The sequence below is a fragment of the Curtobacterium sp. VKM Ac-2887 genome (genome assembly GCF_015350935.1).
Taxonomy (GTDB): Bacteria; Actinomycetota; Actinomycetes; order Actinomycetales; family Microbacteriaceae; genus Curtobacterium.
The window spans coordinates 1-26,438 of sequence record NZ_JADKSB010000003.1; the positions used below are offsets into that span (position 1 = coordinate 1).

23 protein-coding genes are annotated in these 26,438 nt (G+C 69.7%); 10 read left to right on the forward strand and 13 right to left on the reverse strand.

The genetic code is table 11. The annotated features are described in order from the left end of the window. The first annotated feature begins 959 nt into the window (after positions 1 to 959). On the forward strand, positions 960 to 3,014 hold the full coding sequence (locus ITJ69_RS04270) for a transglycosylase domain-containing protein (protein ID WP_228504859.1): 2,055 nt from the start codon (positions 960 to 962) through the stop codon (positions 3,012 to 3,014). A gap of 99 nt (positions 3,015 to 3,113) precedes the next feature. Here the strand turns inward: ITJ69_RS04270 and ITJ69_RS04275 are convergent, their stop codons facing one another. The 4 genes from ITJ69_RS04275 to ITJ69_RS04290 are packed head-to-tail and all read right to left on the reverse strand — an operon-like array spanning position 3,114 to position 7,157. Continuing rightward, positions 3,114 to 4,124, reverse strand: coding sequence for an ABC transporter substrate-binding protein (locus ITJ69_RS04275; RefSeq protein WP_123938322.1), 1,011 nt, complete (start codon positions 4,122 to 4,124; stop codon positions 3,114 to 3,116). Positions 4,125 to 4,135: 11 nt separating this feature from the next. After that, entirely contained in the window at positions 4,136 to 5,008 is an 873-nt protein-coding gene (locus ITJ69_RS04280; protein ID WP_194672102.1) for an ABC transporter ATP-binding protein, read from the reverse strand. Next, positions 5,005 to 6,081: a FecCD family ABC transporter permease gene (locus ITJ69_RS04285; protein WP_235035879.1), complete on the reverse strand. Its 1,077-nt coding sequence runs from the start codon at positions 6,079 to 6,081 to the stop codon at positions 5,005 to 5,007. The genes ITJ69_RS04280 and ITJ69_RS04285 overlap by 4 nt, the downstream gene beginning before the upstream one ends. Beyond that, positions 6,078 to 7,157 (reverse strand): FecCD family ABC transporter permease, encoded by a 1,080-nt coding sequence (locus ITJ69_RS04290; protein WP_235035880.1) that lies wholly within the window; start codon positions 7,155 to 7,157, stop codon positions 6,078 to 6,080. Before ITJ69_RS04290 ends, ITJ69_RS04285 begins: the two co-directional genes overlap by 4 nt. Before the next feature lie 28 nt (positions 7,158 to 7,185). Here ITJ69_RS04290 and ITJ69_RS04295 point away from each other — a divergent pair, with 28 nt between their 5' ends. Continuing rightward, entirely contained in the window at positions 7,186 to 8,025 is an 840-nt protein-coding gene (locus ITJ69_RS04295) for a siderophore-interacting protein (RefSeq protein WP_123938320.1), read from the forward strand. 183 nt (positions 8,026 to 8,208) lie between these two features. On the opposite strand, the gene ITJ69_RS04300 is transcribed toward ITJ69_RS04295, so the two are convergent. The 3 genes from ITJ69_RS04300 to ITJ69_RS04310 all read right to left on the reverse strand — a co-directional run bounded on the left by ITJ69_RS04300 (position 8,209) and on the right by ITJ69_RS04310 (position 11,527). Next, the gene (locus ITJ69_RS04300) at positions 8,209 to 9,123 is read right to left on the reverse strand and encodes a carbohydrate ABC transporter permease (RefSeq protein WP_123938319.1); all 915 of its coding nucleotides are present in this window, start codon (positions 9,121 to 9,123) and stop codon (positions 8,209 to 8,211) included. Between the two features lies 1 nt (position 9,124). Then, on the reverse strand, positions 9,125 to 10,096 hold the full coding sequence (locus tag ITJ69_RS04305) for a carbohydrate ABC transporter permease (RefSeq protein WP_111086244.1): 972 nt from the start codon (positions 10,094 to 10,096) through the stop codon (positions 9,125 to 9,127). A gap of 75 nt (positions 10,097 to 10,171) precedes the next feature. Then, the gene (locus tag ITJ69_RS04310) at positions 10,172 to 11,527 is read right to left on the reverse strand and encodes an extracellular solute-binding protein (protein WP_111086245.1); all 1,356 of its coding nucleotides are present in this window, start codon (positions 11,525 to 11,527) and stop codon (positions 10,172 to 10,174) included. A 308-nt stretch (positions 11,528 to 11,835) separates the two neighbouring features. Here ITJ69_RS04310 and ITJ69_RS04315 point away from each other — a divergent pair, with 308 nt between their 5' ends. Continuing rightward, a complete protein-coding gene (locus ITJ69_RS04315) occupies positions 11,836 to 13,341 on the forward strand; it encodes an alpha-N-arabinofuranosidase (protein WP_194672103.1) in 1,506 nt (501 codons plus the stop codon). 464 nt (positions 13,342 to 13,805) lie between these two features. On the opposite strand, the gene ITJ69_RS04320 is transcribed toward ITJ69_RS04315, so the two are convergent. Then, complete coding sequence (locus ITJ69_RS04320; protein WP_194672104.1) at positions 13,806 to 14,840, reverse strand: LacI family DNA-binding transcriptional regulator; 1,035 nt, start codon at positions 14,838 to 14,840, stop codon at positions 13,806 to 13,808. Positions 14,841 to 15,031: 191 nt separating this feature from the next. On the opposite strand from ITJ69_RS04320, the gene ITJ69_RS04325 reads away from it, so the two are divergent. From ITJ69_RS04325 to ITJ69_RS04340, 4 genes are all read left to right on the forward strand, one after another. After that, complete coding sequence (locus ITJ69_RS04325; RefSeq protein WP_131846757.1) at positions 15,032 to 15,979, forward strand: carbohydrate ABC transporter permease; 948 nt, start codon at positions 15,032 to 15,034, stop codon at positions 15,977 to 15,979. Next, positions 15,976 to 16,965: a carbohydrate ABC transporter permease gene (locus tag ITJ69_RS04330; protein ID WP_228504860.1), complete on the forward strand. Its 990-nt coding sequence runs from the start codon at positions 15,976 to 15,978 to the stop codon at positions 16,963 to 16,965. The genes ITJ69_RS04325 and ITJ69_RS04330 overlap by 4 nt, the downstream gene beginning before the upstream one ends. A gap of 100 nt (positions 16,966 to 17,065) precedes the next feature. Continuing rightward, on the forward strand, positions 17,066 to 18,400 hold the full coding sequence (locus ITJ69_RS04335; protein ID WP_173169216.1) for an ABC transporter substrate-binding protein: 1,335 nt from the start codon (positions 17,066 to 17,068) through the stop codon (positions 18,398 to 18,400). 87 nt (positions 18,401 to 18,487) lie between these two features. After that, a complete protein-coding gene (locus tag ITJ69_RS04340) occupies positions 18,488 to 20,317 on the forward strand; it encodes a glycoside hydrolase family 35 protein (protein ID WP_194672105.1) in 1,830 nt (609 codons plus the stop codon). Positions 20,318 to 20,436: 119 nt separating this feature from the next. Here the strand turns inward: ITJ69_RS04340 and ITJ69_RS04345 are convergent, their stop codons facing one another. Together ITJ69_RS04345 and ITJ69_RS04350 are read right to left on the reverse strand one after the other, a co-directional pair. Then, a complete protein-coding gene (locus ITJ69_RS04345) occupies positions 20,437 to 20,901 on the reverse strand; it encodes a hypothetical protein (protein ID WP_123938473.1) in 465 nt (154 codons plus the stop codon). Beyond that, positions 20,898 to 21,197 carry a biopolymer transporter Tol gene (locus ITJ69_RS04350; protein ID WP_194672106.1) on the reverse strand — a complete coding sequence of 100 codons (300 nt, stop codon included), beginning with the start codon at positions 21,195 to 21,197 and terminating at the stop codon, positions 20,898 to 20,900. The genes ITJ69_RS04345 and ITJ69_RS04350 overlap by 4 nt, the downstream gene beginning before the upstream one ends. A 44-nt stretch (positions 21,198 to 21,241) precedes the next feature. On the opposite strand from ITJ69_RS04350, the gene ITJ69_RS04355 reads away from it, so the two are divergent. After that, positions 21,242 to 22,315, forward strand: coding sequence for a spore photoproduct lyase family protein (locus ITJ69_RS04355; protein WP_123938475.1), 1,074 nt, complete (start codon positions 21,242 to 21,244; stop codon positions 22,313 to 22,315). Here ITJ69_RS04355 and ITJ69_RS04360 read toward each other — a convergent pair. Further along, positions 22,303 to 22,959: a TetR/AcrR family transcriptional regulator gene (locus tag ITJ69_RS04360; RefSeq protein WP_159572344.1), complete on the reverse strand. Its 657-nt coding sequence runs from the start codon at positions 22,957 to 22,959 to the stop codon at positions 22,303 to 22,305. The genes ITJ69_RS04355 and ITJ69_RS04360 overlap by 13 nt on opposite strands. A 92-nt stretch (positions 22,960 to 23,051) precedes the next feature. Here ITJ69_RS04360 and ITJ69_RS04365 point away from each other — a divergent pair, with 92 nt between their 5' ends. Beyond that, positions 23,052 to 23,399 (forward strand): DoxX family protein, encoded by a 348-nt coding sequence (locus tag ITJ69_RS04365; RefSeq protein ID WP_131921523.1) that lies wholly within the window; start codon positions 23,052 to 23,054, stop codon positions 23,397 to 23,399. A 22-nt stretch (positions 23,400 to 23,421) separates the two neighbouring features. On the opposite strand, the gene ITJ69_RS04370 is transcribed toward ITJ69_RS04365, so the two are convergent. Further along, positions 23,422 to 24,522 carry an SDR family oxidoreductase gene (locus tag ITJ69_RS04370; RefSeq protein WP_194672107.1) on the reverse strand — a complete coding sequence of 367 codons (1,101 nt, stop codon included), beginning with the start codon at positions 24,520 to 24,522 and terminating at the stop codon, positions 23,422 to 23,424. A 37-nt stretch (positions 24,523 to 24,559) separates the two neighbouring features. Then, positions 24,560 to 24,811 (reverse strand): DUF3253 domain-containing protein, encoded by a 252-nt coding sequence (locus ITJ69_RS20315; protein ID WP_235035881.1) that lies wholly within the window; start codon positions 24,809 to 24,811, stop codon positions 24,560 to 24,562. Between the two features lie 228 nt (positions 24,812 to 25,039). Here ITJ69_RS20315 and ITJ69_RS04380 point away from each other — a divergent pair, with 228 nt between their 5' ends. Beyond that, positions 25,040 to 26,380: an alpha-amylase family glycosyl hydrolase gene (locus ITJ69_RS04380; RefSeq protein WP_235035882.1), complete on the forward strand. Its 1,341-nt coding sequence runs from the start codon at positions 25,040 to 25,042 to the stop codon at positions 26,378 to 26,380. Positions 26,381 to 26,438 lie beyond the last annotated feature (58 nt).

Consider the following 26,438-nt stretch of genomic DNA (forward strand, 5'->3'; position numbering starts at 1 on the left):
GAACTCCTCCGGATAGGGCTTGGCCATGATCGACATCCTTCCACCGAGGACCAAGTCCTCAGAGGTCAGGAGTCAACTAAACCTGCAGCAGTCCCGATTGGCGCCATCGCTGGAGTGCTTTACGCTACTGACGTGAACTGCAATGAGCTCTGAGCGACAGCAGCATGCCCAACGTCTGACGCTGAGACTCTTGATCGCACTGGGCGCCGTACTAGCCATCGTCGGTCTGATCCTCGGGCTGGTGCGAGGGTTTGGAGCAAGCTACGTAGCGCTTGTCGTTATCGGCATTCTTGTAGCAGCAGGAGCGGCGGTTTACAGATCTAAGCAGAAGCTGCGCTGACCGTTCGCGGCCGAACAGCCCGCGGCCCTCACCGAAGTATCGGTGGGGGCCGCGTTCTGCTTCAAGCGTCGCTAGACGAAATGATCCGCCCTTCTGCCTCTCACAACGCTACGGTTGCGAAACGTCTCGTCGGTAGCACGGCCGCGGCGTTCCGTCCCGCGGGATCCGGGGTGCGGCGGTTCTCACAACCATGTCTCGCAAGCGTCTTCGGTGAGGGTCTCGTCACAGAGGCTTGCGAGACAACGTGGCGATGCAGATCGGGTCTGGCTCGCCTGTGCGTCCGGCAGGGGGACACGGCTCGGCGCGAGGAATACCTCGTTGCCGCGGGCGTGCGCGCGACGACCATCGGGAGCTCGTGTCTCACGTGCTGCACGCTCGTACTGAACTGACCGCCTGGCGACGAGACGCGCAGGGATGGGCGCTCTCGGACTCGCCCGTCATCGTCCGGAGGGCCGAGATCGCCCCCACTGACGTCACGATCCCGTCACGACGGGCGCATTCCCAGCGGACACGGCGGTGTTCCGCGGCGAAGTCCCGGCGACCGCCCGAGATCGGCTGGGACGCTCCCGAACGACAGCACCAGATCGGTGCGGTGATGCACCACGGGGGATCCAGAGCGATGACGATGAGACGTGCAGGGGGAGCCGCGCTCGGCTTCGTGGGCGGCAGTGTGCTCGCCGGCTTGATGGTCGGGGTCGGCGTGACACCGATGATCGCGGTCGCCGGGGTGAGCACGAAGTCGGCGATCGGGGTGTTCGAGTCGCTGCCGGAGCACATCGAGATCGGGGACCTGCCGCAGCGCAACCAGGTCTGGGCCTACCGCGGTGGCGAACCGGTGCACCTGGCGAACGTGTGGGCGCAGGACCGGCAAGAGCTGTCGTTCGACCAGATCAGCGACCAGCTCAAGCACGCTGCGGTCGACGGCGAGGACAAGCGGTTCTACGAGACCGGTGGTGTGGACGCGACGTCGATGGTCCGCTCCCTGGTGAGCGTCGCCGCGTCGCAGGGCGAGGGCGGTGCGGGTGGCTCGACGCTCACGATGCAGCTCGTCCGGAACATCAAGATCCAGCGGGCGAGCGAGCTGCCGACGCTCGAGGAGCAGAAGGCCGGCTACAAGGAGGCGACGAAGCGGTCGCCGCAGCGGAAGCTCGCCGAGATGAAGCTCGCGATCGGCCTGGCGAAGAAGTACACCAAGGAGCAGATCCTGACGGCGTACCTGAACATCGCCTACTTCGGCGACCAGACCTACGGCGTGCAGTCAGCCGCGCAGCACTACTACGGCAAGTCCGCCACCGACCTGACCCCGGCCGAGGCGGCATCGCTCATCGCGATCGTGCAGTGGCCGGAGCGCCGCGACCTGTCCACGCCTGACCACTACCGCGACAACGCTGCACGGCGGAACGTGATCCTCCGCTCGATGCACGAGCAGGGGCACCTGACGACCGACGAGTACCGCACGGCACGGCTGTCGCGGCTGGCCGATTACGTGCGCATCACCGCGCCGCAGCAGGGGTGCGAGGCCGTCGAGACCGGGGCGGAGTTCTTCTGCGACTACGCCAAGCGCGTCGCCGAACGTCTGCCGCAGCTCGGCGCGACGAAGCAGCAGCGCGCCGATGCCTGGCGCACGGGTGGGTACCGCATCCAGACGACGCTGGACCTCGACCTGAACGCGAAGCAGAAGGAACTGCTCGACCGGTACGACCCGAAGACCGAGACCCGGCTGGCGCTGGGCGCGACGCTGAACACCGTCGAGGCGGGCACCGGCCGGGTGCTCACGATGGCGCAGAACACCGACTACGACCGGTCGGAGCAGGCGCCACCGACCGCGACGTCCCTGAACTACGCCGTCGACCAGGCCGACGGAGATTCGACGGGCTTCCAGACCGGCTCGACGTACAAGATGTTCACGCTGCTGGCGTGGCTCGAGGCCGGCCGCAGCCCGGACACGGTCGTGAACGGTACGCCGCACCCGCAGAGCACGTGGACGGCGTGCGGCGAGCAGACGACGGCCTTCTGGCAGCCGAAGAACGACTCGCCTGGCCAGAAGGGGCCGTACTCGGTCCGCTCGGCCACGGCCCAGTCCGTGAACGCCGCCTACCAGTCGATGGCGGCGCAGCTCGACCTGTGCGACATCCGCGACGTCGCGAAGCGCCTCGGTGTGCACCTGGCCGCCGGCGGCGAGCTGCCGTGGAACCCCGCGTCGCTGCTCGGCACCGAGAGCATCGCGCCGCTGACGATGGCGGCGGCGTACGCGGGTGTCGCGAACGGTGGTCGGTACTGCGCGCCGGTCGTCATCGACCAGGTCACCGCACCGGACGGCACGGAGCTCGGCGGGCAGCCGCGCACCTGCTCGCAGGCCGTCTCGCCGCAGACCGCGGCGACGGCCTTCGAGGTCATGCAGGGCGCGTTCCGGGGCGGCACGGCGAGTGGCGGCCAGACCCCGGACGGCACCACGCTGTTCGGCAAGACCGGAACGGCCGACGCCGCCGACCAGGTGTGGTTGGTCGGCGGGAGCTCGCGTGCTGTGACCGCGTACTGGCAGGGCAACACCGACGGCGGGAAGCACAACCTGCGGTACTACTCGAACGGTCAGGGCGGCACCTACGCGGGGTCCCGCGCAGCGGTCTGGCGCGATGCGCAGACCGCGGTGAACGCCGTCTTGCCGGTGGGCTGACGACACCAGGCGGGGCACGTGCACGAGAACGCACCACGGACAGACGGGAGGCCCGTTGCCAGCTGGCAACGGGCCTCCCGTCTGATCGTCGGTTGCGTTTTAGGACAGCTTCTTGCTGTCCTCGAGCCAGCCCGCGAGCTCCGTCATGTAGCCGGCCTGCGAGGCGTAGTCGAGCGCCGGGAAGGTGAAGCTGTGCACCTGGCCGGCCTCGAGCGCCGCGTTGTCAGCGAAGGTCGGCTGCTTCTCGAGGTCCGCGACCTGGTAGCCCTGCTGCGACAGCAGCAGGACGTCGGCCTTGATCTGGCCCGCGTTCTCCCACGAGTAGATGCCCCAGTAGAAGCCCTTCGGCTTCGGGTTCACGAAGTCGACACCGAACGACGAGTACATCTGCAGCAGCGGCTCGTCGGTCGGGCGGGTGACGTAGGCGCCGTCACCGTCGGCGTACATGGAGACGACCGACAGGTCCTGCTCCTTCGCGACCTTCTCGAGCTCGTCACCGGCGGTGTCGAAGCGCTTCTCGGCGGCCTCGATCGTCGACTCCTTCGCACCGAGCGACTCGCTCAGGTCGGCGATCTTCTCGATGACGTCCTCGCCCTTGCCGCCCCACTTGACCTGGACGACCGGCGCGATGGCCTCGATCTGCTTCTCCTGCTCGTTGTCCTTGAAGCCGTAGCCGGGCTGCGTGTCGTCGAGCGTGCCCTTCTCGTCGGTCGGGTAGACCGAGGTCACGACGAGGTCGGGCTTCAGCGCGGCGAGCTTCTCGAGGTCGACGTCGCCGTACCCGGTGCCGAGCTGCGTGATGCCGTCGGTGTCCAGGTCGTCGAAGCGGGCGTCCTTCGCCATGGTCAGCTGGCCGAAGGTGCCGACCGGCTTCAGGCCGTACTCGATGAACGAGATCGCGATGTCGTTCAGCACGACGACGCGCTTCGGCGTGTGGTCGACCTTGACGGTCGTGCCGGTGGCGTCCTCGTAGGACCAGGCCTTCGACGCCGCGGTGTCACCGTCGGAGTCGTTCGAGTCGGTGCTCGAGCAGCCGGCGAGGAGGAGGGCCGAGACGGCCACTGAGGTCAGGAGAGTGGCTCGGAGGGAGCCGCGTCGGGAGAGCTTCACGTTAGGAGAGGCTAACCTAAGTGCGCGGTACCCGCCAGTTCGACGTCTGGTTCGGCATGCGCCGCCAGGTCGTGCTCGTCGGCCTCGGGCACGATCATCGGGGCACCGGTCACGGGGTCCGGGAACACGCGCGCGTGCAGCCCGAAGGCGTGCTCGAGCAACGCGGGGGTCAGCACCTCGTGCGGTGCGCCGTCGGCAGCGACGCCGCCGTCGTGCAGGACGACGAGCCGGTCGGAGAACCGGGCCGCGAGCGACAGGTCGTGCAGGACCATCACGATGGTGGAGCCCTGCTCGCGGTTGAGTCGGCGCACCAGGCGCAGGACCTCGAGCTGGTGCGCGAGGTCGAGGTAGGTCGTCGGTTCGTCGAGCAGCAACGTGTCGGCCTGCTGCGCCACCACCAGGGCGATCCATGCACGCTGTCGCTGGCCACCCGACAGGCTCGCGACGTCGCGGTGGGCGACGTCGGTCAGCCCGGTCGCCGCGATGGCCTGCTCCGCCACGTCGGCGTCGTCCGCGGTCCACGGCTTCGCCCACGACTGGTGCGGGTTGCGGCCGCGCATCACCAGGTCGAGCACGCTCGTGCCCGCGGGTGCGACGGGGGACTGCGGCAGGATCGCGAGCTTCCGCGCGACCTGGCGGTTCGGTTCCTTGCGGATCGGGGCGCCGTCGAGCAGGACCTCGCCGGACTGCGGCTTCAGCACGCGCCCGAAGGCCTTGAGCAGGGTCGACTTGCCGCAGCCGTTCGCGCCGAGGAACGTCGTCACGGTGCCGCGCTCGATGCGCAGGTCGAGATCGGTCAGCACGGGGTGCCGGTCGTAGCCGACGGACAGGCCGCGGGCTTCGAGGACCGGGGTGGACGGCGGGGTGGACGGGGGTGTCGTCATCGGGACATCTCCTTGCGGTGACGGATGAGGAGCCAGATCAGGTACGGGGCGCCGATCACGGTCGTGATGATGCCGACGGGCACCTGCCACGGGAACGCCGATCGGGACAGCAGGTCCGCGGCGAGGACGAGCGCTGCGCCGAGCAGACCGGCGAGCAGCAGGGGCGGACGGTTCGTGCCGGCCAGCCGGAGTCCGACCTGCGGTACCACGAACGCGACGAAACCGACCGGTCCCGCAGCGGCGACGGCGGCGGCGGTGAGCACGACGGCCAGGGCGATCACGAGCAGGCGGTGCCGCTGGACGGCGAGCCCCACCCCGGTCGCGACCTCGTCACCGAGCTGTCCGATGCCGAGCGCCGCACTCGTCGCCAGGGCGATCGGCACCGCGACCGCGGCGACGATCAGCAGCGGCCAGACGCTCGACCACGAGGTGCTCGACAGGCTGCCGACGAGCCATTGCGACGCCGCGGTCGCGATGGTGATCTTGGCGCGGACGAGCAGGTAGCTCGTCACGGCGTCGAGGGTCGCGCTCACGCCGATGCCGACCAGGATGAGCCGGTAGCTCTGCACCCCGCCGCGCCAGCCGAGCCCGTACACGACGGCGGCGGCGACGAGCGCACCGATCGTCGCGGCCACCGGGATCCCGCCGCTGAGCACGATCGAGGACACCGAGTACGTGCCCCCGCCGAGCACGATGGCCGCCACGGCGCCGACGCTCGCGCCCGACGTCACGCCGATGATGTCCGGGGTGCCCAGGGGGTTCCGCGTGAAGGTCTGGGTCAGTGCGCCGGCGATGCCGAGGGTCAGCCCGACGAGCGCTCCGGTGAGGACACGGGGCAGTCGGAGCGTGGTGATGATGAAGCCGTCCGGGCCGGTCTCGAGCCCGACCAGGGAGCGGAGCACGATGCCCGGGGCAATCCAGGTCGAGCCGATCGCGACACCGAGGACGACGAGCACCAGGACCAGACCGAGCGAGGCGGCCGTGTACCAGAACACCCGCGGGCGCCAGGCGAGGCCGATCGGACCGATGCGGACCCCGGTCCGGCCGGGCGCACGGACCGCTGCGCCCGTCACAGGGACACCAGCGATCGGCGACGGGCGACGGCGACGAAGACGGGGCCGCCGATGACGGCCAGGACGATGCCGACCTCGACCTCCGAGAACCCGCCGATCAGGCGTCCGACGACGTCGGCGAGCAGCACGAGCGCCGCTCCGACGAGCCCGGAGACCGGCAGCGTCCACCGGTGCCCGGTGCCGACGAGGGCCCGGGCGACGTGCGGCACCGTCAGGCCGACGAACCCGATCGGCCCGGCGGCGGCGGTCGCTCCGGCTGCGAGCAACGTGATGGCCCCGAGCCCGACGAGCCGCGCGACGAGCACGTTCTCGCCCAGGCCCTTGGCCAGGTCCGAGCCGAGCCCGAGCGCGTCGAGGGCCCGGACGTTCAGGATCGCGAGCACCAGCCCGGCGACCAGGAACGGCCACACCGCGCCGAGGATGTCGAGCTGCCGTGCGGCGAGGGAGCCGACGACCCACAGCCGGTACGCGTCGAGCGAGTCCTGGTCGGTCAGGACGACGAACGAGGTCAGCGCGCCCAGCAGGGCCGAGACGGCGGCACCCGCGAGGGCGAGGGGGACCGGGCTGGCCGTCCCGCTGCCCGCGATGGTCACCGAGAACACCACGACGCTCGCGACCAGCGCGCCGCCGAGTGCGAACCAGACCGTCGCGCCGGTGCTCGTGACCCCGAACACGTAGACGCCGAGGACGACGGCGAGCCCGGCGCCCGACGAGACCCCGAACAGTCCGGGGTCGGCGAGCGGGTTGCGCGTGTGCCCCTGCATCAGGAGCCCCGCGATCCCCAGGGCCGCACCGACCGCGGCACCGATGAGCGTGCGCGGGACCCGGGAGCCCCAGACGATCGCCTCATCGGTGGTCGACCCGGTCCGGAACAGGCCGTCGAGCACCCGGTCGACGCCGATCCGGTTGCTGCCGAGGAGCATGCTCGCGACCGCCACCAGGACCAGCACGACGACCAGTCCGGCGATCACCAGGACGCGGCGACGGACGGCGGTGCGGTGGACACCGAGGGCTGCTGACGCATCGGCGGTGCGGGCCTCCGAGACGGAAGCCAGGGCGGGGGAGGGGGCTGGCACGGAGAACATCTTAGGTTAGCCTTGCCTCATGGCGAAGACTCCGCGGCTCCTGCCCGAGAATCCCCGGCTCTTCCGTGCCCGGGTCCTGCGCACCGAGCGCACGACGCCGTCGATGCAGCGTGTCACCGTCACCGGCGACGACCTGCACGAGTTCCCGTTCCTCGGCTTCGACCACTGGTTCCGCTTGTTCACCGGGCGTCCGGACCAGGACGCGTTCCGGATGCCGGACCTCGACGGCAAGAAGTGGTGGCCGACGTTCCTGGCCATCCCCGAGGACGTCCGTCCGCACTGCGCGAACTACACCGTCGCCGCGTTCCGCCCGATGCCCGACGGCACCGCCGAGATGGACATCGACTTCGTCGTGCACACCGACGCTGACGGCGAGCCCGAGGGCCGTGCCGCGATCTGGGCCTGCGGCGCCCGCCCAGGCGACCAGCTGGCGATGCTCGACCAGGGCTGCATCTTCGACTGCCCGGACGACACCAGCGAGATCGTGATCGCGGCCGAGGAGACCGGCCTGCCCGGCGTGCTCGGCATCGCCGCATCGCTGCCCCGGAACGCCGTCGGACGCATCATCCAAGAGGTCCCCACCGCCGGCGACGTCCGCGAGATCGACGCACCGGCCGGGGTCGCGGTCACGTGGATCGTCCGCGACGAGGTCGACCACCACGCCGTCCCGGGCCGCGCCGCGCTCGCCGAACTGCAGCGGCACGTGCCCGTCGACGACCGCGGGTACGCCTTCGTGGTCGGCGAGTCGACCCTCGCCACCGAGGGCCGCCGGCACCTGCACCGTGCGGGTCTGCCGAAGGCGCGCATCACGTTCTCGGGCTTCTGGAAGCACGAGGCCAAGGAGTCCGTCTCCGCCTGAGCGGTGCCCGTTCCTTCCCATGGCGTGTGCGATGCCTGGTGCTTTCGGGCGTACCGTCACGGAACTTCTCACCAGGTACGCCCGTTTCCGCCAGCTACGCCCGCGCCTGGGACGCGACCAGCACGACGGACGGGAGGCCCGGTGCCAGCTGGCACCGGGCCTCCCGTCCGTCGTGGGGTGGCGTCAGCCCTTGAGGCCGGAACCCGTCACGCCCTCCACGATCTGCCGCTGGAAGATCAGGTAGAGGATGATCAGCGGCAACGCCGCCAGGATCGCTCCGGCCTGGATGTCCGCGTAGCGCTGACCGAAGCTGCCCTGGACCGTGGCGAGCCCGACCGGGATCGTCATGAGGTCCGGGTTCGACAGCACGAACAGCGGCAGCAGCAGGTTGTTCCAGACACCGACGAAGGTCAGGATCGTCACCGCGGCGATCACCGGACGCGACAGCGGCAGGATGACCGACCAGTAGATCTTCCAGATGTTGGCACCGTCGATGCGTGCCGCTTCCTCCAGCTCCTTCGGGATCCCGTCGAAGAACTGCTTGAAGATGAACACCGCGATCACGGCGGGCACCTGCGGGAAGATGACCGACCAGTAGGTGTTCAGCAGGCCGACGGCGTTGAGCTCCTGGAAGATCGGGATGATCAGGACCTGCGTCGGGATCATGATGCCGAGGATGATGAGCAGGAACGCGATGTTCCGACCGCGGAACACCAGGCGGGACAGCGCGAACGCCGCCATCGAGGCGAACATGACCGTCAGGACGGCCGTGATCACGCTCGTGATGGCGCTGGCGAGGTACCAGTTCCAGATGTCACCGGCCTGGAACAGTGCCGCGTAGGAGTGCAGCGTCGGGTTCCAGTTCGACAGGATCGAGTTCGCGCCGAGGGCGGCGACGCCGTTGTCGGACAGCGACGTCTTCAGGGCGAACAGGCTGGGGATGAGCCAGATGATCGCGAAGACGATCAGGATGATCCCGGCGACCAGGTTGAAGCCCTTGCCGGAGACGCCGATCTTGGCGGCGTTCGCGGGGGCGGCGGCCGAGACGCCGGTGCGGAGCTTGGCGCGGCCGGTGGTGATGCTCTCGGTGGCGGTCATGTCAGGCCCCGATCTCTCGCTTGGCGGCAGCGCGCTCGACGAGCTGCCGGATGACCGCGATCGCGACGATCACGATGAACAGGAGCACCGACGCTGCCGAGGCGGCACCGAGTCGGTTGTCGGTGAAGCCGACGCCCGTGATGAGCTGCAGCGAGACCTGGGTGGAGATGCCCGGTCCGCCGTTCGTCATCAGGTACACCTGGTCGAAGATCTTCAGGCTCGCGATGATCTGCAACAGGATGACCAGCGTCGTGGTGCGGCCGAGCAGCGGCAGCGTGATCGACTTGATCTGCTGCCAGTTCGACGCACCGTCGACGGCGGCCGCTTCGTACAGTTCGCGCGGGATCTCCTGCAGGCCGGCCAGGTAGAGCACGAAGTTGAAGCCGAGGGTCCACCAGACGGTGGCGATCGCGACACCGATCATCGCGGTGTTCGGGCTGGACAGCATGCCGGAGCCCGGGGTGAGGCCGATCGCCGACTGCATGCTCGCCCACAGGCCGGTCGCCGGCGTGAAGATGAACACCCAGATGAGCGAGATCGTCGCCGACGGCAGGATGAACGGCAGGAAGAACGCCAGTCGGAAGAACCACTGGCCGCGGTTCATCCGGTTCGTCAGCACGGCGAAGACGAACGCCAGGATGACGAGCGGCGGCGTCGTGTACAGCGTGAACTGCAGCGTGTGCCAGAGCGACGACCAGAAGTCGGAGCGTCCGAGCATCTCGGCGTAGTTCGCGAACCCGGCGAAGCTGCCGAGGCCCGTGCGGACGGTCGAGGTGTTGAAGAAGCTCGAGACGATCATCCAGACCGTCGGGCCGAGCAGGAAGGCCGCGTAGAACAGGCCGAACGGGGCGAGGAAGAGCCAGCCGCTGCGGCCCTGGCCACGGGTGAGGCTGGTGCCGTAGGTGCGGTTCCGGCGCGGACGCGACGCGGTGGCCGCGTCCGTGGGCCGGTCGAGGACAGGTGCTGTGGTCACGTCATCGTGCCTTTCGCGCGGTGTTCACGGCGTTCACGTGGCGGGCAGGTGCATGCCCGGTGGTCGCGTGCCCGGTCACAGCGGGCTCGGGGTGTTCAGGTAGGTCGCGAGCTGCGACTTGATGGCACTGAGCGCCTGTGCGGGCGACGAGCTGCCCTGCTGCACGAGTGCCAGCTGGGCGCCGACGGTGCCCTCGAAGGTCGAACCGGAGCCGCCGTACCAGGCGGGGTCGTCGAACACGGCGGTCTCGGCTGCGGCCGCGTAGTTCGACTGGGGCTTCAGCTCTTTGTAGGCGCTGCTGTCGAAGGTCGGGATGTAGGCGGGGACGTGTCCGCCCTCGGCCCAGGTCAGGCTCTGCTCGAGCATCTGCTTGATGAAGAGCATGTGCTGCTTGCGCTGCTCCGGCGTCCGGTCCTTCTTCGGCAGCACGAAGGTGTGCGAGTCCGCCTGCGTCGCGGGCTTGTCGTAGAGCTGCGGGATCGGGGCCATGCCGAACTTCAGTCCCTTGATGGACTGCGCCGTGCTGATCTCCCACTCGCCCTGCATGAAGAAGCCGGCCTTGCCGTCGAACATCAGGGACTGTGCCGTGGCGTAGTCGAGTGCCTTGTTCATCCAGCCCTGCTTGACCCACTTCTGGGTGCGGCTGGTGACCTCGTTGTAGGCGTCCTCGTTGACGGTGAGCTTCGCGCCGCCGTCGCTGATGAAGGGTGTCGCGTCGTTGATCTGGTTGTACATCGTCCAGAAGAAGCGCCACGGGGTGGCGGTCTCCGGCACGACGTTGGCGACGTTGAGCGCGGTTCCGCCGGTGACCTTCGCGACCGCGGCGAGGGCGCTCTCGAACGTGTCCATGCCGGACAGGTCCTTGAGGTTGCCGTCGCTGTCGAGCAGGCCCGCCTTCTTGCACACATCAACGTTGTAGAAGAGCACGAAGGGGTGGGTGTCGAGCGGGATGGCGATGTTGTTGCCGTCGGTCTTCTGCGCGGTCCACGCCTTCTGGTTGAAGTCGGCGGCACTGAGGCCGACGCTCGCCAGGTCCTCGGACGTGATCGGGTCGAGCAGGTCGCCGTCCCACAGTGGCTTCGCGCGGGTCAGGTGGGCGACCGCGACGTCCGGCGGCTTGTTCCCGACGGTGGCCAGTGTCAGCTTCGAGTAGTACGGGTTGCCCCACGCGAACGTGGTGGCCTGCAGCGAGCTCGATCCGCCGTGCTGCTTCGCGTAGCCGTCCTCCATCGCCTGCATGCGGAGGCCGTCACCGCCGCCGAAGAGGTTCCAGAAGACGAGCGTCTCGGGGTTGAGCGCACTGCCGGCCAGGCCGGCTGCGATCGGGCTCGAGCACGCGGCGAGCGGCAGCACCGTCGCGGCGGCCGCTCCTGCGGCGAGGAAGCCGCGGCGCGAGAGGCGCGACGCGGGTGTTGCTGGGCGGTTCGGCATGGCATCACTCCATCGGGATGGGCCGGGCTCGGGAACAGGGTCGGTGCTCCCGCCGGAGCATCGCTGCTCCGTTCGCGGAACACTGCTGCTCCGTGCACGAGAGCCGTGGGTCGGTGCTCCGTGAGCGCTCACATTAGCGCTCGCGAAGATCATCCGCCACCCCTTTCGCGTCGCCGTGGAACCCGGTAGCGTTTCGGTCAGGTGAGCGCTCACTTTCGTGACGGTCCGCTTCGCTACCCCTGGCGCCGGACCGAGCACGCGCACCGCACGACCCGCAGTACCCGCTCTCGCACGATCGAAGGAGATCCATGCCCCGCACACACCTCGTCCTCGACGCCGCGTTCACCGTGGGGCCGGTGCGACGTCGCCTGTTCGGCGGGTTCGTCGAGCACCTCGGCCGCCACGTCTACGACGGCATCCACGAGCCCGCGCACGAGACCGCCGACGAGCACGGCTTCCGGAAGGACGTCGTCGAGCTCGTCAAGGAACTCGGCGTCTCCGCCATCCGCTACCCCGGCGGCAACTTCGTCTCCGGCTACAAGTGGGAGGACGGCGTCGGCCCCGTCGAGCAGCGCCCGAAGCGCCTCGACCTGGCCTGGCACTCGACCGAGACCAACGAGGTCGGCCTGCACGAGTTCCAGCACTGGCTCGACCAGGTCGGTTCGGAGCTCATGCTCGCCGTGAACCTCGGCACGCGCGGCACCGCCGAGGCGATCGAGCTGCTCGAGTACGCGAACATCAACGCCGGCACCGCACTGTCCGAGTACCGCAAGTCCAACGGCCGCCAGGAGCCCTTCGCCATCAAGATGTGGTGCCTCGGTAACGAGATGGACGGCCCGTGGCAGCTCGGCCACAAGAACGCCGAGGACTACGGCAAGCTCGCCGCCATGACCGCGAAGGCCATGCGCCAGATCCAGCCCGACCTCGAGCTGGTCGCCTGCGGTTCGTCCGGAGCGTCGATGCCGACGTTCGGTGAGTGGGAGCGCACCGTCCTCGAGCACACCTACGACGACGTGGACTACATCTCCGCGCACGCCTACTACGAAGAGGACAACGATCTGCCGTCGTTCCTCGCCGCCGGCGTCAACATGGACCACTTCATCAAGACGGTCACCACCGCCGCCGACCACGTGCAGGCGCAGAAGAAGTCCGACAAGCGCATCGACATCTCGTTCGACGAGTGGAACGTCTGGTCGATCACGAAGTGGAACGAGCAGCAGAAGACCTTCGGGCCGCAGGACTGGCCGGTCGCCCCGCGCCTGCTCGAGGACGTCTACACCGTCGCCGACGCCGTCGTCGTGGGTGGGCTGCTCATCTCGCTGCTCCGCCACGCGGACCGCGTCGCCTCGGCCTCGCTCGCGCAGCTCGTCAACGTCATCGGCCCGATCATGACCGAGCCCGGCGGCCCGGCCTGGCGCCAGACGACGTTCTTCCCGTTCTCGGTGACGTCGCGCCTGGCGAACGGCACGTCGCTGCAGGTCAAGGCCTCGGGTGACACCGTCGACGGCGGCAAGTACGGCGAGGTGCCGGTCGTGGACTCGGCCGCCACCGTGACCGAGGACGGCAAGGCAGCGGTCTTCCTCATCAACCGCCACCCGTCCGAGTCGACCACCGTCACGATCGACCTCGCGGGCCTGGCGGCCTCGGGCGACGTCCGTGCCGAGGGCGTCTGGGACGACGACATCCACGCCGTGAACGACCTCTCGTCCACCGAGCGCGTCGGGCTCCGCACGAACGAGACGGTCAGCCGCGACGGCGACACCATCACGATCGAGCTGCCGCCCGTGTCCTGGACCGCCGTGTCGATCGGCTGAGACGCCTCGGCGTTCGCTGCGGCGGGCGTCGAGTGAGCACAGAGGACGTCGGGCGCTCGCGCCCGACGTCCTCTGCTCGTTCGTGCGGGGCGCGGGCGGGGCGCGTGTCGTGTGTCGTGTGTCGGCCTGGTCCGGTCCGGTCCGGTCCGGTCCGGTTCGCGAAAGCGACAGTCGCCCGGCATGCTGCGGCGTCCGGTCCGTGAAAGCGACAGTTCTCCGCAAATGGTTGGCGGCACACTGTCGCTTTCGCGGGTGTGCCCCGGGCGGCGGACGGGAGGCCCGTGGCGGGCTGGCACCGCGCCTCCCGTCCGCCTGTTGGTCGCGAAAGCGACAGATGTGCGGCCCGCTACGCCGTCAGGTCCGCGAAAGCGACAGTTCTCCGCGGAAGGTTGGCGGCACAGTGTCGCTTTCGCGAACCGGGGCCGCGAACCGGGGCCGCGATCCGGCGCCCGAGCCCGGGCGCGTCAGCGCGCGGCGGGCGGCGGCGCCGTGCTCGCCCGCTCCACCAGGCGCACCGGCACCAGGTCGGGGGCGGAGGACACGGACTCGCCGTCGATCTGGGCGAGCAGGTTCGCGACGGCTCGACGCCCGACCTCGTCGAAGGACTGGTGCACGGTGGTGAGCGGCGGCCAGAAGGAGTCGGACTCGGGGGAGTCGTCGAAGCCCACCACGCTGAGCGACGACGGCACGGACCGCCCGAACTCGTGCGCGGCGCGGAGCACCCCGAGCGCGGTCTGGTCGTTGGCGGCGAACACGGCGGTGATGTCCGGGCGTGCGGCGATGGTGACGCCGGCGCGGTAGCCGGAGTCGGTGCTCCAGCCGCCGTGGAACACCGGCGGGACGAGCCGACCGGCGCGCTCGAGGGTGTCCTGCCACGCGGCCAACCGGCGTGCGGCGGAGTACGACGAGGTCGGTCCGGCGACGTGCCAGACGGTCTCGTGGCCGAGGTCGAGCAGGTGCTGGGTGGCCTGGCGCGCGCCGTCGGTCTGGTCGGTGTCGATCGCCGGGTGGTCGGTGCTGCCGGTGGAGTCGATGATGACCATGGGCACGCCGTCGGGCAGCACGACCTCGGCCGTGTCGATGATGTGCGACTCGATGATGATCACGACGCCGTCGACGGCCTGTTCGTGCAGGCGGGAGAACGCGGAGCGCACGCCTTCTTCGGTGCGCGAGGCCATCGGCAGCAACGTGATCGTGAAGTCGGCGGTACCGGCGGCGTCGGCGATCGCCTCGAGCGTGCGCATGTTGCCGAAGGACGCGAGCGTGAACATGATCACGCCGATGGTGCGGAAGCGCCCCGATCGCAGGGCCCGTGCGGCACGGTTGGGCCGGTAGCCCAGGGTGTCCATGGCGCGCTGCACGCGGTCGCGGGTGTCCGGGCTGACGTTGTCGAACCCGCGGGCGACGCGCGAGACGGTCTGCATCGAGACCCCGGCGGCGTCGGCGACGGCGGCCATCGAGGGGGAGCGGCGGGTGCCGGCGGGGGACTCGGTCGTCATCGGCTCGAGCTCCTTCCGTTGCGGGATCACGCAGTCTGCGTTCCCGGACGCTAGCGCATGTTGACGTTGCCATGCTATCGTCCTGACGTTCGATGTTGACGTCAACATCTGCGACCGCCAGAGCGCCCGTCACCGGGCCCGGGTCGCGGCCGAGACACCGGACACCCGAACGCAGCAGACGAAGGAGTCACATGAGCACGCTCGCAGCGCGGCCCGGCGAGGCAGCCGCAGCGCAGCCGGCAGCCCCCCGCCCGGCAGGTCGCCGGACCAAGGCGCGGGGGCGCTACACCGGCTGGCTGTTCGTCGGCCCCTTCGTGGTCGTCCTGATCGCCATGCTCATCGTCCCGATCGGCTACGCCCTCTGGCTCAGCCTGTTCCGCGACCAGCTCATCGGCGGCAACCAGTTCGTCTGGTTCGCCAACTACGTCCAGCTCTTCCAGGACGCCAAGTTCTGGTCCGGCTTCGGTCGGGTCGCGATCTTCCTGGTCGTCCAGGTGCCGATCATGCTCGGGCTCGCCCTCGTCGCCGCCCTCGCACTCGACAGCGCACGGCTCTGGGGCACGAGCTTCTTCCGCATCGCGGTGTTCCTGCCCTACGCCGTCCCCGGTGTCGTCGCGGCCCTGATCTGGGGCTTCATCTACGGCAACCAGTTCGGCCTGACCGGTGCGGCGAACGACGCGCTCGGCATCGACCTGCTGCAGCCGTTCAGCCCCACCTGGGTGCTGACCTCCATCGGCAACGTGGTCACGTGGGAGTTCCTCGGCTACAACATGCTGATCTTCTACGCCGCACTCCGCACGGTCCCCGGTGAGCTGTACGAGGCCGCCGAGCTCGACGGCGCCGGCCCCCTGCGCACGGTCTTCTCGATCAAGCTCCCGGCCCTGCGCGGCCCGATGGTCATCGCCACCATCTTCTCGATCATCGGCAGCTTCCAGCTCTTCAACGAGCCGAACCTGCTGAAGACCCTGGCCCCGAACGTCATCGGCAGCGCCTTCACCCCGAACATGTACGCCTACTCGCTGTCCTTCAGCGGCCAGCAGTTCAACTACTCCGCCACCGTCGCGATCGTGATGGGCGTGATCACCGCGGTGATCGCCTACGTCGTCCAGGTCCGCGGAACCCGCCAGGAGAACCGATGAGCACCATCCAGCACCCCGCGGCCGGCGCCGCCGGACCGGCCACGGTCACCGAGGCGACCACGACGCAGCGCGACCCGCGCACCCGCTCGACCCGGGCCTCCCGGAAGGCCGAGCGGAAGGCCGAGCAGCACGTCGACGGACGCAAGCCGAAGCGTTCCGGCCTGCTGACCGCGGTCATGGTCGTCTTCGTCGTCTACTCGTTCGCGCCGCTGTTCTACCTGCTCGTGAACAGCACGAAGACGCAGGCGTCGCTGCTCTCCACCTTCGGGCTCTGGTTCGGCGGGGACTTCAACCTCTGGCAGAACATCGTCGACACCGTCACCTACAACGACGGCATCTTCCTGCAGTGGTTCGGCAACACGTTGCTCTACGTGGTCGTCGGTGCCGGTGGCGCCACCCTGCTCGCGACCGTCGCGGGCTACGGCATGGCGAAGTTCCAGTTCCCCGGACGCCGCGCGGTGTTCGCCATCGTGCTCGGTGCCATCGCGGTCCCCGGCACGGCCCTGGCGGTCCCGACCTTCCTGCTCTTCTCGCAGGTCGGCCTGACCAACACCCCGTGGTCGATCATCCTGCCGTCGCTCATCAGCCCGTTCGGCATGTACCTGATCTGGACCTACGCGGTCGACGCGATCCCCGCCGAGCTCCTCGAGGCCGCCCGCATGGACGGTGCCGGCGAGTTCCGGATCTTCTTCACCATCGCGCTCCGCCTGCTCGCTCCCGGTGTCGTGACCGTCTTGCTCTTTGCGGTCGTCGCCACCTGGAACAACTACTTCCTGCCGCTCATCATGCTGAGCGACCCGAAGTGGTACCCCCTGACGGTCGGCCTGAACCAGTGGAACGCCCAGGCCACCGGGTCCGGTGCGCAGCCGATCTACAACCTCGTCGTCACGGGATCGCTCCTCACGATCATCCCGATCGTGGTCGCGTTCCTCTTCCTCCAGCGCTTCTGGCAGTCCGGCCTCGCGGCCGGGTCCGTCAAGGCCTGATCCGTCGGACGGGAGGCCCGTGGCGACCTCGCCACGCGCCATCCGGTCCGGAACGCAGCAGCCCTACCCCCCTCTCCACGAAGAAGTGAAAGGCACCCCCATGAACAAGCGTCTCCGGCGCGGGCTCAGCGCCCTCGCCATCGGCGTCACCGCCACGATCGCCCTCGCCGCCTGCGCGACCGGCGGCTCGTCGTCCGGTGGCTCGTCCGACGACATCACCAAGGCACTGAAGGACGGTGGCACCCTGACCTACTGGTCGTGGACCCCCTCCGCCAAGGCCCAGGTCGCCGCGTTCGAGAAGCAGTACCCCAAGGTGAAGGTCAAGCTCGTCAACGCCGGCACCGGCGCCGACCAGTACACCAAGCTCCAGAACACCGTGAAGGCCGGCTCGGGCGCCCCCGACGTCGCCCAGGTCGAGTACTTCGCGCTGCCGCAGTTCGCCCTGTCCGACTCGCTGCTCGACCTGTCCGGCTACGGCTTCGACTCGCTCGAGGACAAGTTCGCGAAGAGCACCTGGAGCTCGGTGTCGATCGACGACAAGGTCTACGGCCTGCCGCAGGACTCCGGCCCCATGGCGCTGTTCTACAACAAGACGGTCTTCGACAAGCACGACATCGCCGTGCCGAAGACCTGGGACGAGTACGTCGCCGCCGCGAAGAAGCTGCACGAGGCCGACCCGAACGCCTACATCGCGGCCGACTCCGGCGACGCCGGCTTCACCACGAGCATGATCGCCCAGGCCGGCGGTACCCCGTTCACCACCGACGGTGACAAGGTGACCATCAACCTGCAGGACGAGGGCTCGAAGAAGTGGACGAGCACCTGGAACGAGCTCGTCGAGCAGGGCCTGCTGTCGAAGACCGTCGGCTGGACCGACGACTGGTACAAGCAGCTCGGCAACGGTGAGATCGCCACGATGATCACCGGCGCCTGGATGCCCGGCAACCTGGAGTCCGGCGTCGCCCAGGCCTCGGGTGACTGGCGCGTCGCCCCGATGCCGACCTACGACGGCGGCACCGCCCAGACCGCGAACAACGGCGGCAGCGCCGAGGTCGTCATGAAGCAGTCGAAGAACCCGGCCCTCGCCGCGGGCTTCCTGAAGTGGCTGAACTCGTCGAAGGAGTCGACCGGCGTCTTCATGAAGTCCGGTGGGTTCCCCTCGACGACCGCTGACCTCGACTCGTCGGCCTTCCTCGACGAGAAGCCGTCCTACTTCGGTGGGCAGCAGATCAACAAGGTGCTCGTCGACGCGTCGAAGTCCTCGGACAACGACTTCACCTACCTGCCGTACCAGGTGTACGCGAACAGCGTCTACGCCGACACCGTCGGTCAGGCGTACGAGAACGGCACCTCGCTCGACGCCGGCCTCGAGGCCTGGCAGAAGGCCCTCGCCAAGTACGGCAAGGACCAGGGCTTCACGGTCTCGACCAAGTAGGCACCGCACCCTCGGCGGGGCCGTGCGGACACGTCCGCACGGCCCCGCTCCACGCCCGGCTCCGGCCGGCCATGAGAAAGTCACACCATGCGATTCGCCATCGGCGACACCGACTTCCTGCTCGACGGCGAGCCGCACCGGGTCCTGTCCGGCGCGATCCACTACTTCCGCGTGCACCCCGACCTGTGGGCCGACCGCATCCGCAAGGCGAAGCTGATGGGGCTGAACACCATCGAGACCTACGTCGCCTGGAACGCGCACGCCCCGTCGCCCGGGGTCTTCGACCTGACGGGCGGGCTCGACCTGGGCCGGTTCCTCGACCTGGTCGCCGCCGAGGGCATGCACGCCATCGTCCGCCCCGGCCCGTACATCTGCGCGGAGTGGACCAACGGCGGTCTGCCGTACTGGCTCTTCGCCGACGGCACCGTCGGCGTCCGACGCGACGAGCCGGGGTTCCTCGCCGCCGTTTCCTCGTACCTGCACGCGTTGGCGCCGGTGCTGGTCCCGCGGCAGATCGACAACGGTGGACCCATCGTCCTGGTGCAGGTCGAGAACGAGTACGGCGCCTACGGTTCCGACCCCGTCTACCTGTCGAAGCTCGAGCAGATGCACCGGGCGATCGGGCTCACCGTCCCCTTCACGAGCGTGGACCAGCCGATGGGCACGATGCTCGAGGACGGCTCGCTGCCGTCGCTGCACAAGACCGGCTCGTTCGGCTCGCGCTCTGTCGCCCGCCTCGAGCGCCTGCGGCAGGCCCAGCCCACCGGCCCCCTGATGTGCTCCGAGTTCTGGGACGGCTGGTTCGACAGCTGGGGTGAGCACCACCACACCACGCCGGCTGCTGCCTCGGCAACGGACCTGGACGACCTGCTCGCCGCCGGCGGCTCGGTCAACATCTACATGTTCCACGGCGGCACGAACTTCGGCTTCACGAACGGCGCGAACGACAAGGGCGTCTACCGTCCGATCGCGACGTCCTACGACTACGACGCCCCGCTCGACGAGGCCGGTCGGCCCACTCCGAAGTTCCACGCCTTCCGCGCGGTCATCGAGCGCTACGCGCCCGTGCCGCCGCTGCCGGCATCGATGGAGCCGGGTGGATCGGGTCGGCTCGCGTCCGATGCTGCGGACGGAGCCGACCGGGAGGCCCGGGTCGTCCCCGCCGCGGACCTCGCCGTCCGCCTGGACCGCGTCGCGTCGCTCCGCTCCCTGCTGCCCACGCTCACGACGTGGTCGGCGTACGACGAGCCGCCGACCTTCGACGCCCTCGGTGCGGCGAGCGGCTTCGTCCTGTACCGGGCCGAGGTCGACCTGCCGTCCGGCGGCGTGCTGACCGTCGGCACCGAGGTCCGCGACCGCGCGATCGTGTCCGTCGACGGTGTGGTCGTGGGCGTCCTGGAGCGCGAGCACCACGACCGTGCGATCGTCCTGCCGCCGGTGACCGGCACGCTCGAACTGCTCGTCGAGGACCAGGGGCGGGTCGACTACGGCATCCGCATCGGCGAGCCGAAGGGCCTGATCGGCGGGGTCGCCGTCGACGGGGTCCCGCTCTCGCGCTGGACCGCGTCGCCGTTGGCGCTCGACCCGATCGCCCCGTCCGCACTCGATGCGCTGTCCGCCGTGGAACCGGCCGACGGCGAGGCGCTCGCCGGACCGACGTTCGCCACCGGGTCGTTCGACCTCGACGCGGTGGACGACCGCTACCTGTCGCTCGACGGCTTCCGCAAGGGTGTCGCCTGGGTCAACGGGTTCTGCCTCGGCCGGTACTGGTCGCGCGGCCCGCAGCAGACCCTGGCGATCCCCGGCCCGGTCCTGCGTCGCGGCCGGAACGCAGTCGTCGTCCTCGAGCTGCACGCGTCGGCATCCCGCACGGCCCACCTGCTCGTGCAGCCCGACCTGGGCCACACCGAGGGCTGACGCGGCTCGTCGCGTAGCTGGTCGAATCGGGCGTACCGGGTCGGAACTTCCGACCAGGTACGCCCGATTCCGCTTTCCACCGCGGGTGTCATGGGACGTTTCGGTTTCCACCGCGGGTGTCATGGGACGTTTCGGACTTCGTGAGTCGCTGCCCACGCCCGCACCTCGAGGAGCGCCTCGTGTCGCCAGCGCCAGAGCGGGGCGAACTTCGTGCCGTCGTCCGCCCAAGCCCGGGTCAGCAGCCAGATCTGCCGTCGGTGGCCGACCCCGCGATCATCGCGCCACTCGACGTACGCGTCGTCGAGCACCGCGGTGATGCCCGCACGCGGTGCGGTCCACGACGACAGGAAGCCGGAGTACCGGAGGGTTTCGTCGGACAGGTGCACGGCGACGCGACGGAGCCTGGCCGTGGCCCAGGTCCCACCGGCGATGAAGGCGACACCGAGGACGAAGACGAACACCCGCGCCGATGCTCCGGGAACGAAGGCCACGCTCGCGAGTGCGACTCCTGTCCCGATCATCACCGGGCCGAACACGATGAGGTTCAGGATGCGATCCAGGCGCGGCGGACGGATCGTCGTCACGGCAGGGCGTCCAGATCGGCGAGTGCCCGCTCGGCGTCGGCGATCCGATCGGCCTCGGGGCGCGTCCACCACTCCGGGCCGCGTTCGCCCAGACCGTGCTTCGCGAGCCCGTTCCGGTGCCGAGCCGCGGCCAGCGCAGCGTCGTCGCCGGCGCGCTTCGCGGTCTTCACCGCGTTGCGCCCGCGCCCCAGGTGGGAGCGGAGCGCGGCCGCGAGTTCCTCGGGCAGGGCCGGGTCGGTGCGGCGCCAGCGTCGGCGGTTCACCACGAAGTAATGGTCGTCGGCTTCGGCGGTCATGCCCCGAGTCTGCACCGTCAGTGGTCCCCGGTAGACAGGAGTCGATGAGCAACGACCGCGCCCGCCCGATGCTCGACGTCCGTCGGATCTACGCCGAGCCCGCTGCCCTCGAACTGCAGCGCGGGCAAGAGGTGATCGGGCGCTGGCCGGACGCCGAGATCGTGCCGGTGGAGTCCCACTGGAACATCCCCGAGGTGCACGGCGACGAGCGCAACGTGCAGCGGTGGGTCCGGATCAAGACCGAGGCGCTGGTGCTCGGCGTGAAGAAGTCGTTGATCACGCGACCGAACGGCCGCTCCGCCGACTTCATCGCGCCCTCGACGGCGAACGGCTGTGCGATGGCGTGTGCGTACTGCTACGTCCCGCGGCGCAAGGGCTACAGCAACCCCGTCACGGTGTTCGCCAACATCGACCAGATCACGAAGCACGTCGCTCGCAACATCGCGAAGCAGGGGCCGAAGACCGAGCCGAACCAGTGCGATCCCGGGTCGTGGGTGTACGACATCGGCGAGAACAGCGACTGCTCGGTCGACGCGATGATCAGCGACAACGTCCGTGACCTGTGCGACCTGTTCCGGATGACCCCGACCGCGAAGGCGTCCTTCGCGACGAAGTACGTCAACCGCGAGTTGCTCGACTGGGACCCGATGGGCCGCACGCGCATCCGGTTCTCGCTCATGCCGCACGACACCGCGAAGGTCACCGACATCCGGACGAGTCCCGTCGCCGAGCGGATCGCTGCGGTGAACGAGTTCGTCGACGCCGGCTACGAGGTCCACCTGAACTTCTCGCCCGTCATCGTCACCCCGACGTGGGAGTCCGACTGGACCGAGCTGCTGCGGCAGGTCGACGACGTACTGTCACCGGCCGCCAAGGCGCAGATCGCGGCCGAGGTGATCTTCCTCACGCACAACCAACCCCTGCACGAGGTCAACCTCGGCTGGCACCCGAAGGCCGAGGACCTGCTCTGGCGCCCCGACCTGCAGGAGCAGAAGGTGTCGCAGAACGGCGCGGTGAACGTCCGCTACCGGTCCGGGATGAAGGGGCAGCTCGTCGAGCGCTTCCGCGAGCTCGTCGCCGAGCACCTGCCGTCCTGTCGGATCCGCTACGCCTTCTGACGGCCGGCGGGCTGGTTGCGCTCCGCCAGGGCCCGACGGACCTGATCGCCGCGCAGGGGGCGTCCGGCCAGCACGCCGCGCGGGACGTCCACCGCCCGGAACCCGTCGAGCACCAGGTCCACCCAGCGTCGGTACGCCTCGGGTGCGACCCGGCCGAACGTGCGGATCGTCTCCGCGATCGACAGCTGCAGGAGTGCGACGTCGGCCAGGGTGGCGTCGGCGCGGATGACCGCGGCCGCCTGTCCGGCTGTGAAGAGGGCGTCGATCCCGTCCTGCACGGCGATGCGGAGCCGGAGCAGTTCCGGAGCGTCGCGGTAGTCGGTGGTCATGAGTTCGCTGAAGCCGGTGCGGCGCGCCTCGATCGCCGCCGTCTCGCGGACGAAGGTCGCGAAGCCCTCCCACGGGTCCGAGGCGGACAACTCGCGGCAGTGCTCGACGAGGTCGAGCACCTCGTGCATCGGCTCGACCAGGACGGCTTCCCACAGCGCCGCTCGGGTCGGGAAGTGCCGGTACAGGGTCGCGTTGCCGAGTCCCGCTGCGACCGCGATCGGTTCCAGTGCAGCCTGGAGGCCGTGGTCGGTGAACGCGGACCGGGCCGCGTCGACGAGCGCCTGACGGTTCCGGGCGACGTCTCGGCGGGTCATGCACCGAGCCTAGATCGCGTGGCCGGGAATACGGGGAGCAGTCTCCGGTTTGAAACGGGGACAACCATCCGTTTCATCACCTGGAGTTCCCCGTGCACATCGCAGCCGTCGTCCTGTCCCTCGTCCTCGCCGTGGCCCTGCTCGGCTCGGGCGTCATGAAACTCGTCCGCAACCCGAAGATCGTCGCTTCGATGCAGGCCGTCCACGTCACCCCCGCGCAGATGACGGTCCTCGGGTTGCTCGAGGTCGCCGCTGCCGCCGGGCTCGTCATCGGCATCTGGTGGGTGCCGCTCGCCATCGCCGCAGCCGTCGGCGCGGTGGTCTACTTCGTCGGTGCCGTGGTGGCGCACCTCCGAGCGCACGACCGCGACCTGCAGGGCGCCGTCGTCCTGCTGGTGCTGTCGGTCGCGACGCTCGTGGTGCTCCTGCTCGCGCTGTAGCCCGCTGTTCCGGGCCGACGACTCAGGGGATGAGTCGGTCGGCCCGGTAGCGCGCGAACAGGTCGGCGAACGCGCGTTCGGTCCGGCGGAAGGCCGTGAACCCGGCCTCGCGGCTCTTCCCCATGTCGGTGACGACCTCCATCGCGCGACCGAGGTCGGCGTCGGTGTGCCACCACGAGGCGAGCCGTGTGATGTCCGCCTCGGCCAGACCGTGTCGCTCGGCGATGCCGGCCCACTCCGACTCGTACGGCGCCATCTGCTGCTCGAGCGGTCGCGGCTCGTCCTGGTACCCGACCACACGGGCCGGGTCCACGCCGAGGTGTGCAGCCAGGCGCGGCCACATCCAGCGCCACCGGAAGACGTCGCCGTTCACGATGTTGAAGGCCTCGTCGGCACCCTCGGGTGCGGTCGCTGCCCAGACCATCTGCTCGGCGAGGATCCCCGCCTCGGTCATGTCGGTCAGGCCGTTCCACTGCGCCTCGCTGCCCGGGAACACGAAGTCCAGGTCGAGCTCCTTCGCGAGGGTCGCCTGCACCGCGATCGTCAGGCCCATGTTCATCGCGTTGCCGACGGCGTGCCCGATCACGGTGTGCGAGCGGTGCACCGACCACGTGAAGCCCTGGCGCTCGGCGGCGGCGAACAGCTCGTCCTCCTGCGCGTAGTAGAAGTTCGGGGTGTCCAAGCGGGGTTCTTCCTCGTGGAAGGGCGTGTCCGGCATCTCGCCGGCGGCGTAGGCCTCGAACGGGCCGAGGTAGTGCTTCAGCCCGGTCACCAGCGCGACGTGCGCCAGCGGAGCATGCGCGAGTGCAGCGAGCAGGTCGCGGACCATGCCGCCGTTCACACGGATGTTCTCGGCTTCGGTCTCCTGCCGCTGCCACGCGGTGAAGAACACGTGCGTGGGGCGTTCGTCTGCCAGCGCGGCGCCGAGGCTGTCAGGATCGCGGAGGTCCGCGGCGACGGTCCGGACGTCCTGCAGGGGGAGCGGTCGGCGGGACAGCGCGGTCACGTCCCAGCCGAGGTCGAGCAGGTGGCCCACCAGGGCGGAGCCGGTGATGCCGCTCGCTCCCACGACGAGGGCTCGGGGCTGGGCGGAGGTCGGTTCGGTCGATCCGGTTGCAGTCATCCCCGTCCCCAACCGAGGTTGGACGACACGTGTTCCCTCACCGCGGGCGGCGGATGCGGATCGGGCCCTTCGCGGTCGACGGGTCCACGACGGAGCCGCCCTGGGTGATCTCGACCTCGCCGCGCGCCATCATGCGCTGGGCCGCTCGACGGGCGGGCTCCATGAGCGGGCGCCAGTCGTCCGGTTCGAGCGACCGCGCGACCTCGGACGGGCAGATGCTCGAGGTTCGTGCCCGTGCGGCGAGCAGCTCGTCGATGCGCTGTTCGAGGGCCAGGTCCGTCCGGTCCACTCCGTGGCGACGGCAGGCACGGGAACACCACTTGGCCTCGGGCGCCGCCGTCGACGGCATCCGACGGCCGCACGACGCACAGGTCCGATCGGCCTGTGCCGACTCCGCCGCCGCAGCGTCCGCTTCCGTCCTGATCGCACGTCCCATGCCCACATCCTCGTCCTGCCGTCCCTGTCCGTTCCCAGCACGGGAGCGCCCAGCACAGGCGCGGCTGGCAGCATCGGAGCGGTGAGCACCGACACCGCACCCTCCCGTCCGCCCGAGCCCGCCTGGGTGCCGCACGTCATGTGGTGGCACGTGTACCCGCTCGGGTTCGTCGGGGCGGACGTCCGCCCGGGAGTGCCGGTCGAGGAGCGCGCCGTCGAGCACCGTCTCGGCCGCATCGAACCCTGGCTCGACCACGTGGTGGACCTCGGCTTGAACGGCCTGGTGCTCGGGCCGGTGTTCGCGAGCTCCACCCATGGCTACGACACGGTGGACCACTTCCGGATCGACCCTCGGCTCGGCGACGACGCCGACTTCGACCGTCTGGTGTCCGGGGCGCACGAGCGGGGGGTCCGGGTCCTGCTCGACGGTGTCTTCAACCACGTCGGCCGTGAGCACCCGGCGTTCCGGGCGCTCGAAGAAGAGGGACCGGACGCGGCGACCGCTGGCCTGTTCGCGATCGACTGGTCGGGGTGGACGCCGGGGCAGCCGGTTCCCGTCGGGTTGTTCGAGGGACACGACATCCTCGTGGCGCTGGACCACGACAGCCGAGCGACCGAGGACCTCGTCGTCCAGGTGATGACGCACTGGCTGGAGCGCGGGATCGACGGCTGGCGCCTCGATGCTGCGTACGCGGTGCCACCGGCGTTCTGGGCCAGGGTGCTGCCGCGGGTGCGGGAGCGGTTCCCGGACGCGTGGTTCAGCGGTGAGGTGATCCACGGCGACGCGGCGGCGATCGCGCGGGAGTCGACCATGGACTCGTTGACGCAGTACGAACTGTGGCAGGGCATCTGGCACGGCATCGCGGACGGCAACGGCCACGAGCTGGCGCACGCGATCGAGCGGCACGACGCCCTGCTCGAGACGTTCGCCCCGACGACCTTCATCGGCAACCACGACGTCACCCGCATCGCGAGCGCCGTGGGGGAGCAGTTCGCCGGGCACGCGGCCGCGGTGTTGTTCACCGTCGCCGGCACCCCGATCGTCTACGCGGGCGACGAGTACGGCTGGACCGGGGTGAAGGAGGAACGCGAGGGTGGCGACGACGCGGTCCGACCGGAGTTCCCGGACACACCACCCGCAGCGGGGGACCTGACGCACGCGTACGAGGCCCTGATCGCCCTGCGCCGCCGCAACCCGTGGTTGCACCGGGCGCACACCGACGTGGTGCACCTGACGAACACGGCGGTCGTCCTGCGGACCGCGACGTCGGACGCGGCCGTGGTGACCGCCCTGAACCTGTCGGCCGATCCCGTCGAGGTGCCCGCGGCGGATGCGACGCAGGTGGAGGCGGGCGGTGCCGATCTCGGGGACGGAACCCTGCGCCTCCCGGCCAGGGGTTGGGCCGTCGCGTCGCGATCGTGAGCAGAAAAGGTCGGGTCCCCACAGAGGACCCGACCTTTTCTGTTCACCAAGCGACCGC

Excerpts from the sequence above, each read along its gene's own strand:
- ITJ69_RS04270 (WP_228504859.1), top strand. The coding sequence starts at position 960 with ATGACGATGAGACGTGCAGGGGGAGCCGCGCTCGGCTTCGTGGGCGGC.
- ITJ69_RS04280 (WP_194672102.1), bottom strand. The coding sequence starts at position 5,008 with ATGACGACACCCCCGTCCACCCCGCCGTCCACCCCGGTCCTCGAAGCC.
- ITJ69_RS04295 (WP_123938320.1), top strand. The coding sequence starts at position 7,186 with ATGGCGAAGACTCCGCGGCTCCTGCCCGAGAATCCCCGGCTCTTCCGT.
- ITJ69_RS04300 (WP_123938319.1), bottom strand. The coding sequence starts at position 9,123 with ATGACCGCCACCGAGAGCATCACCACCGGCCGCGCCAAGCTCCGCACC.
- ITJ69_RS04310 (WP_111086245.1), bottom strand. The coding sequence starts at position 11,527 with ATGCCGAACCGCCCAGCAACACCCGCGTCGCGCCTCTCGCGCCGCGGC.
- ITJ69_RS04315 (WP_194672103.1), top strand. The coding sequence starts at position 11,836 with ATGCCCCGCACACACCTCGTCCTCGACGCCGCGTTCACCGTGGGGCCG.
- ITJ69_RS04320 (WP_194672104.1), bottom strand. The coding sequence starts at position 14,840 with ATGACGACCGAGTCCCCCGCCGGCACCCGCCGCTCCCCCTCGATGGCC.
- ITJ69_RS04325 (WP_131846757.1), top strand. The coding sequence starts at position 15,032 with ATGAGCACGCTCGCAGCGCGGCCCGGCGAGGCAGCCGCAGCGCAGCCG.
- ITJ69_RS04330 (WP_228504860.1), top strand. The coding sequence starts at position 15,976 with ATGAGCACCATCCAGCACCCCGCGGCCGGCGCCGCCGGACCGGCCACG.
- ITJ69_RS04335 (WP_173169216.1), top strand. The coding sequence starts at position 17,066 with ATGAACAAGCGTCTCCGGCGCGGGCTCAGCGCCCTCGCCATCGGCGTC.
- ITJ69_RS04340 (WP_194672105.1), top strand. The coding sequence starts at position 18,488 with ATGCGATTCGCCATCGGCGACACCGACTTCCTGCTCGACGGCGAGCCG.
- ITJ69_RS04350 (WP_194672106.1), bottom strand. The coding sequence starts at position 21,197 with ATGACCGCCGAAGCCGACGACCATTACTTCGTGGTGAACCGCCGACGC.
- ITJ69_RS04355 (WP_123938475.1), top strand. The coding sequence starts at position 21,242 with ATGAGCAACGACCGCGCCCGCCCGATGCTCGACGTCCGTCGGATCTAC.
- ITJ69_RS04360 (WP_159572344.1), bottom strand. The coding sequence starts at position 22,959 with ATGACCCGCCGAGACGTCGCCCGGAACCGTCAGGCGCTCGTCGACGCG.
- ITJ69_RS04370 (WP_194672107.1), bottom strand. The coding sequence starts at position 24,522 with ATGACTGCAACCGGATCGACCGAACCGACCTCCGCCCAGCCCCGAGCC.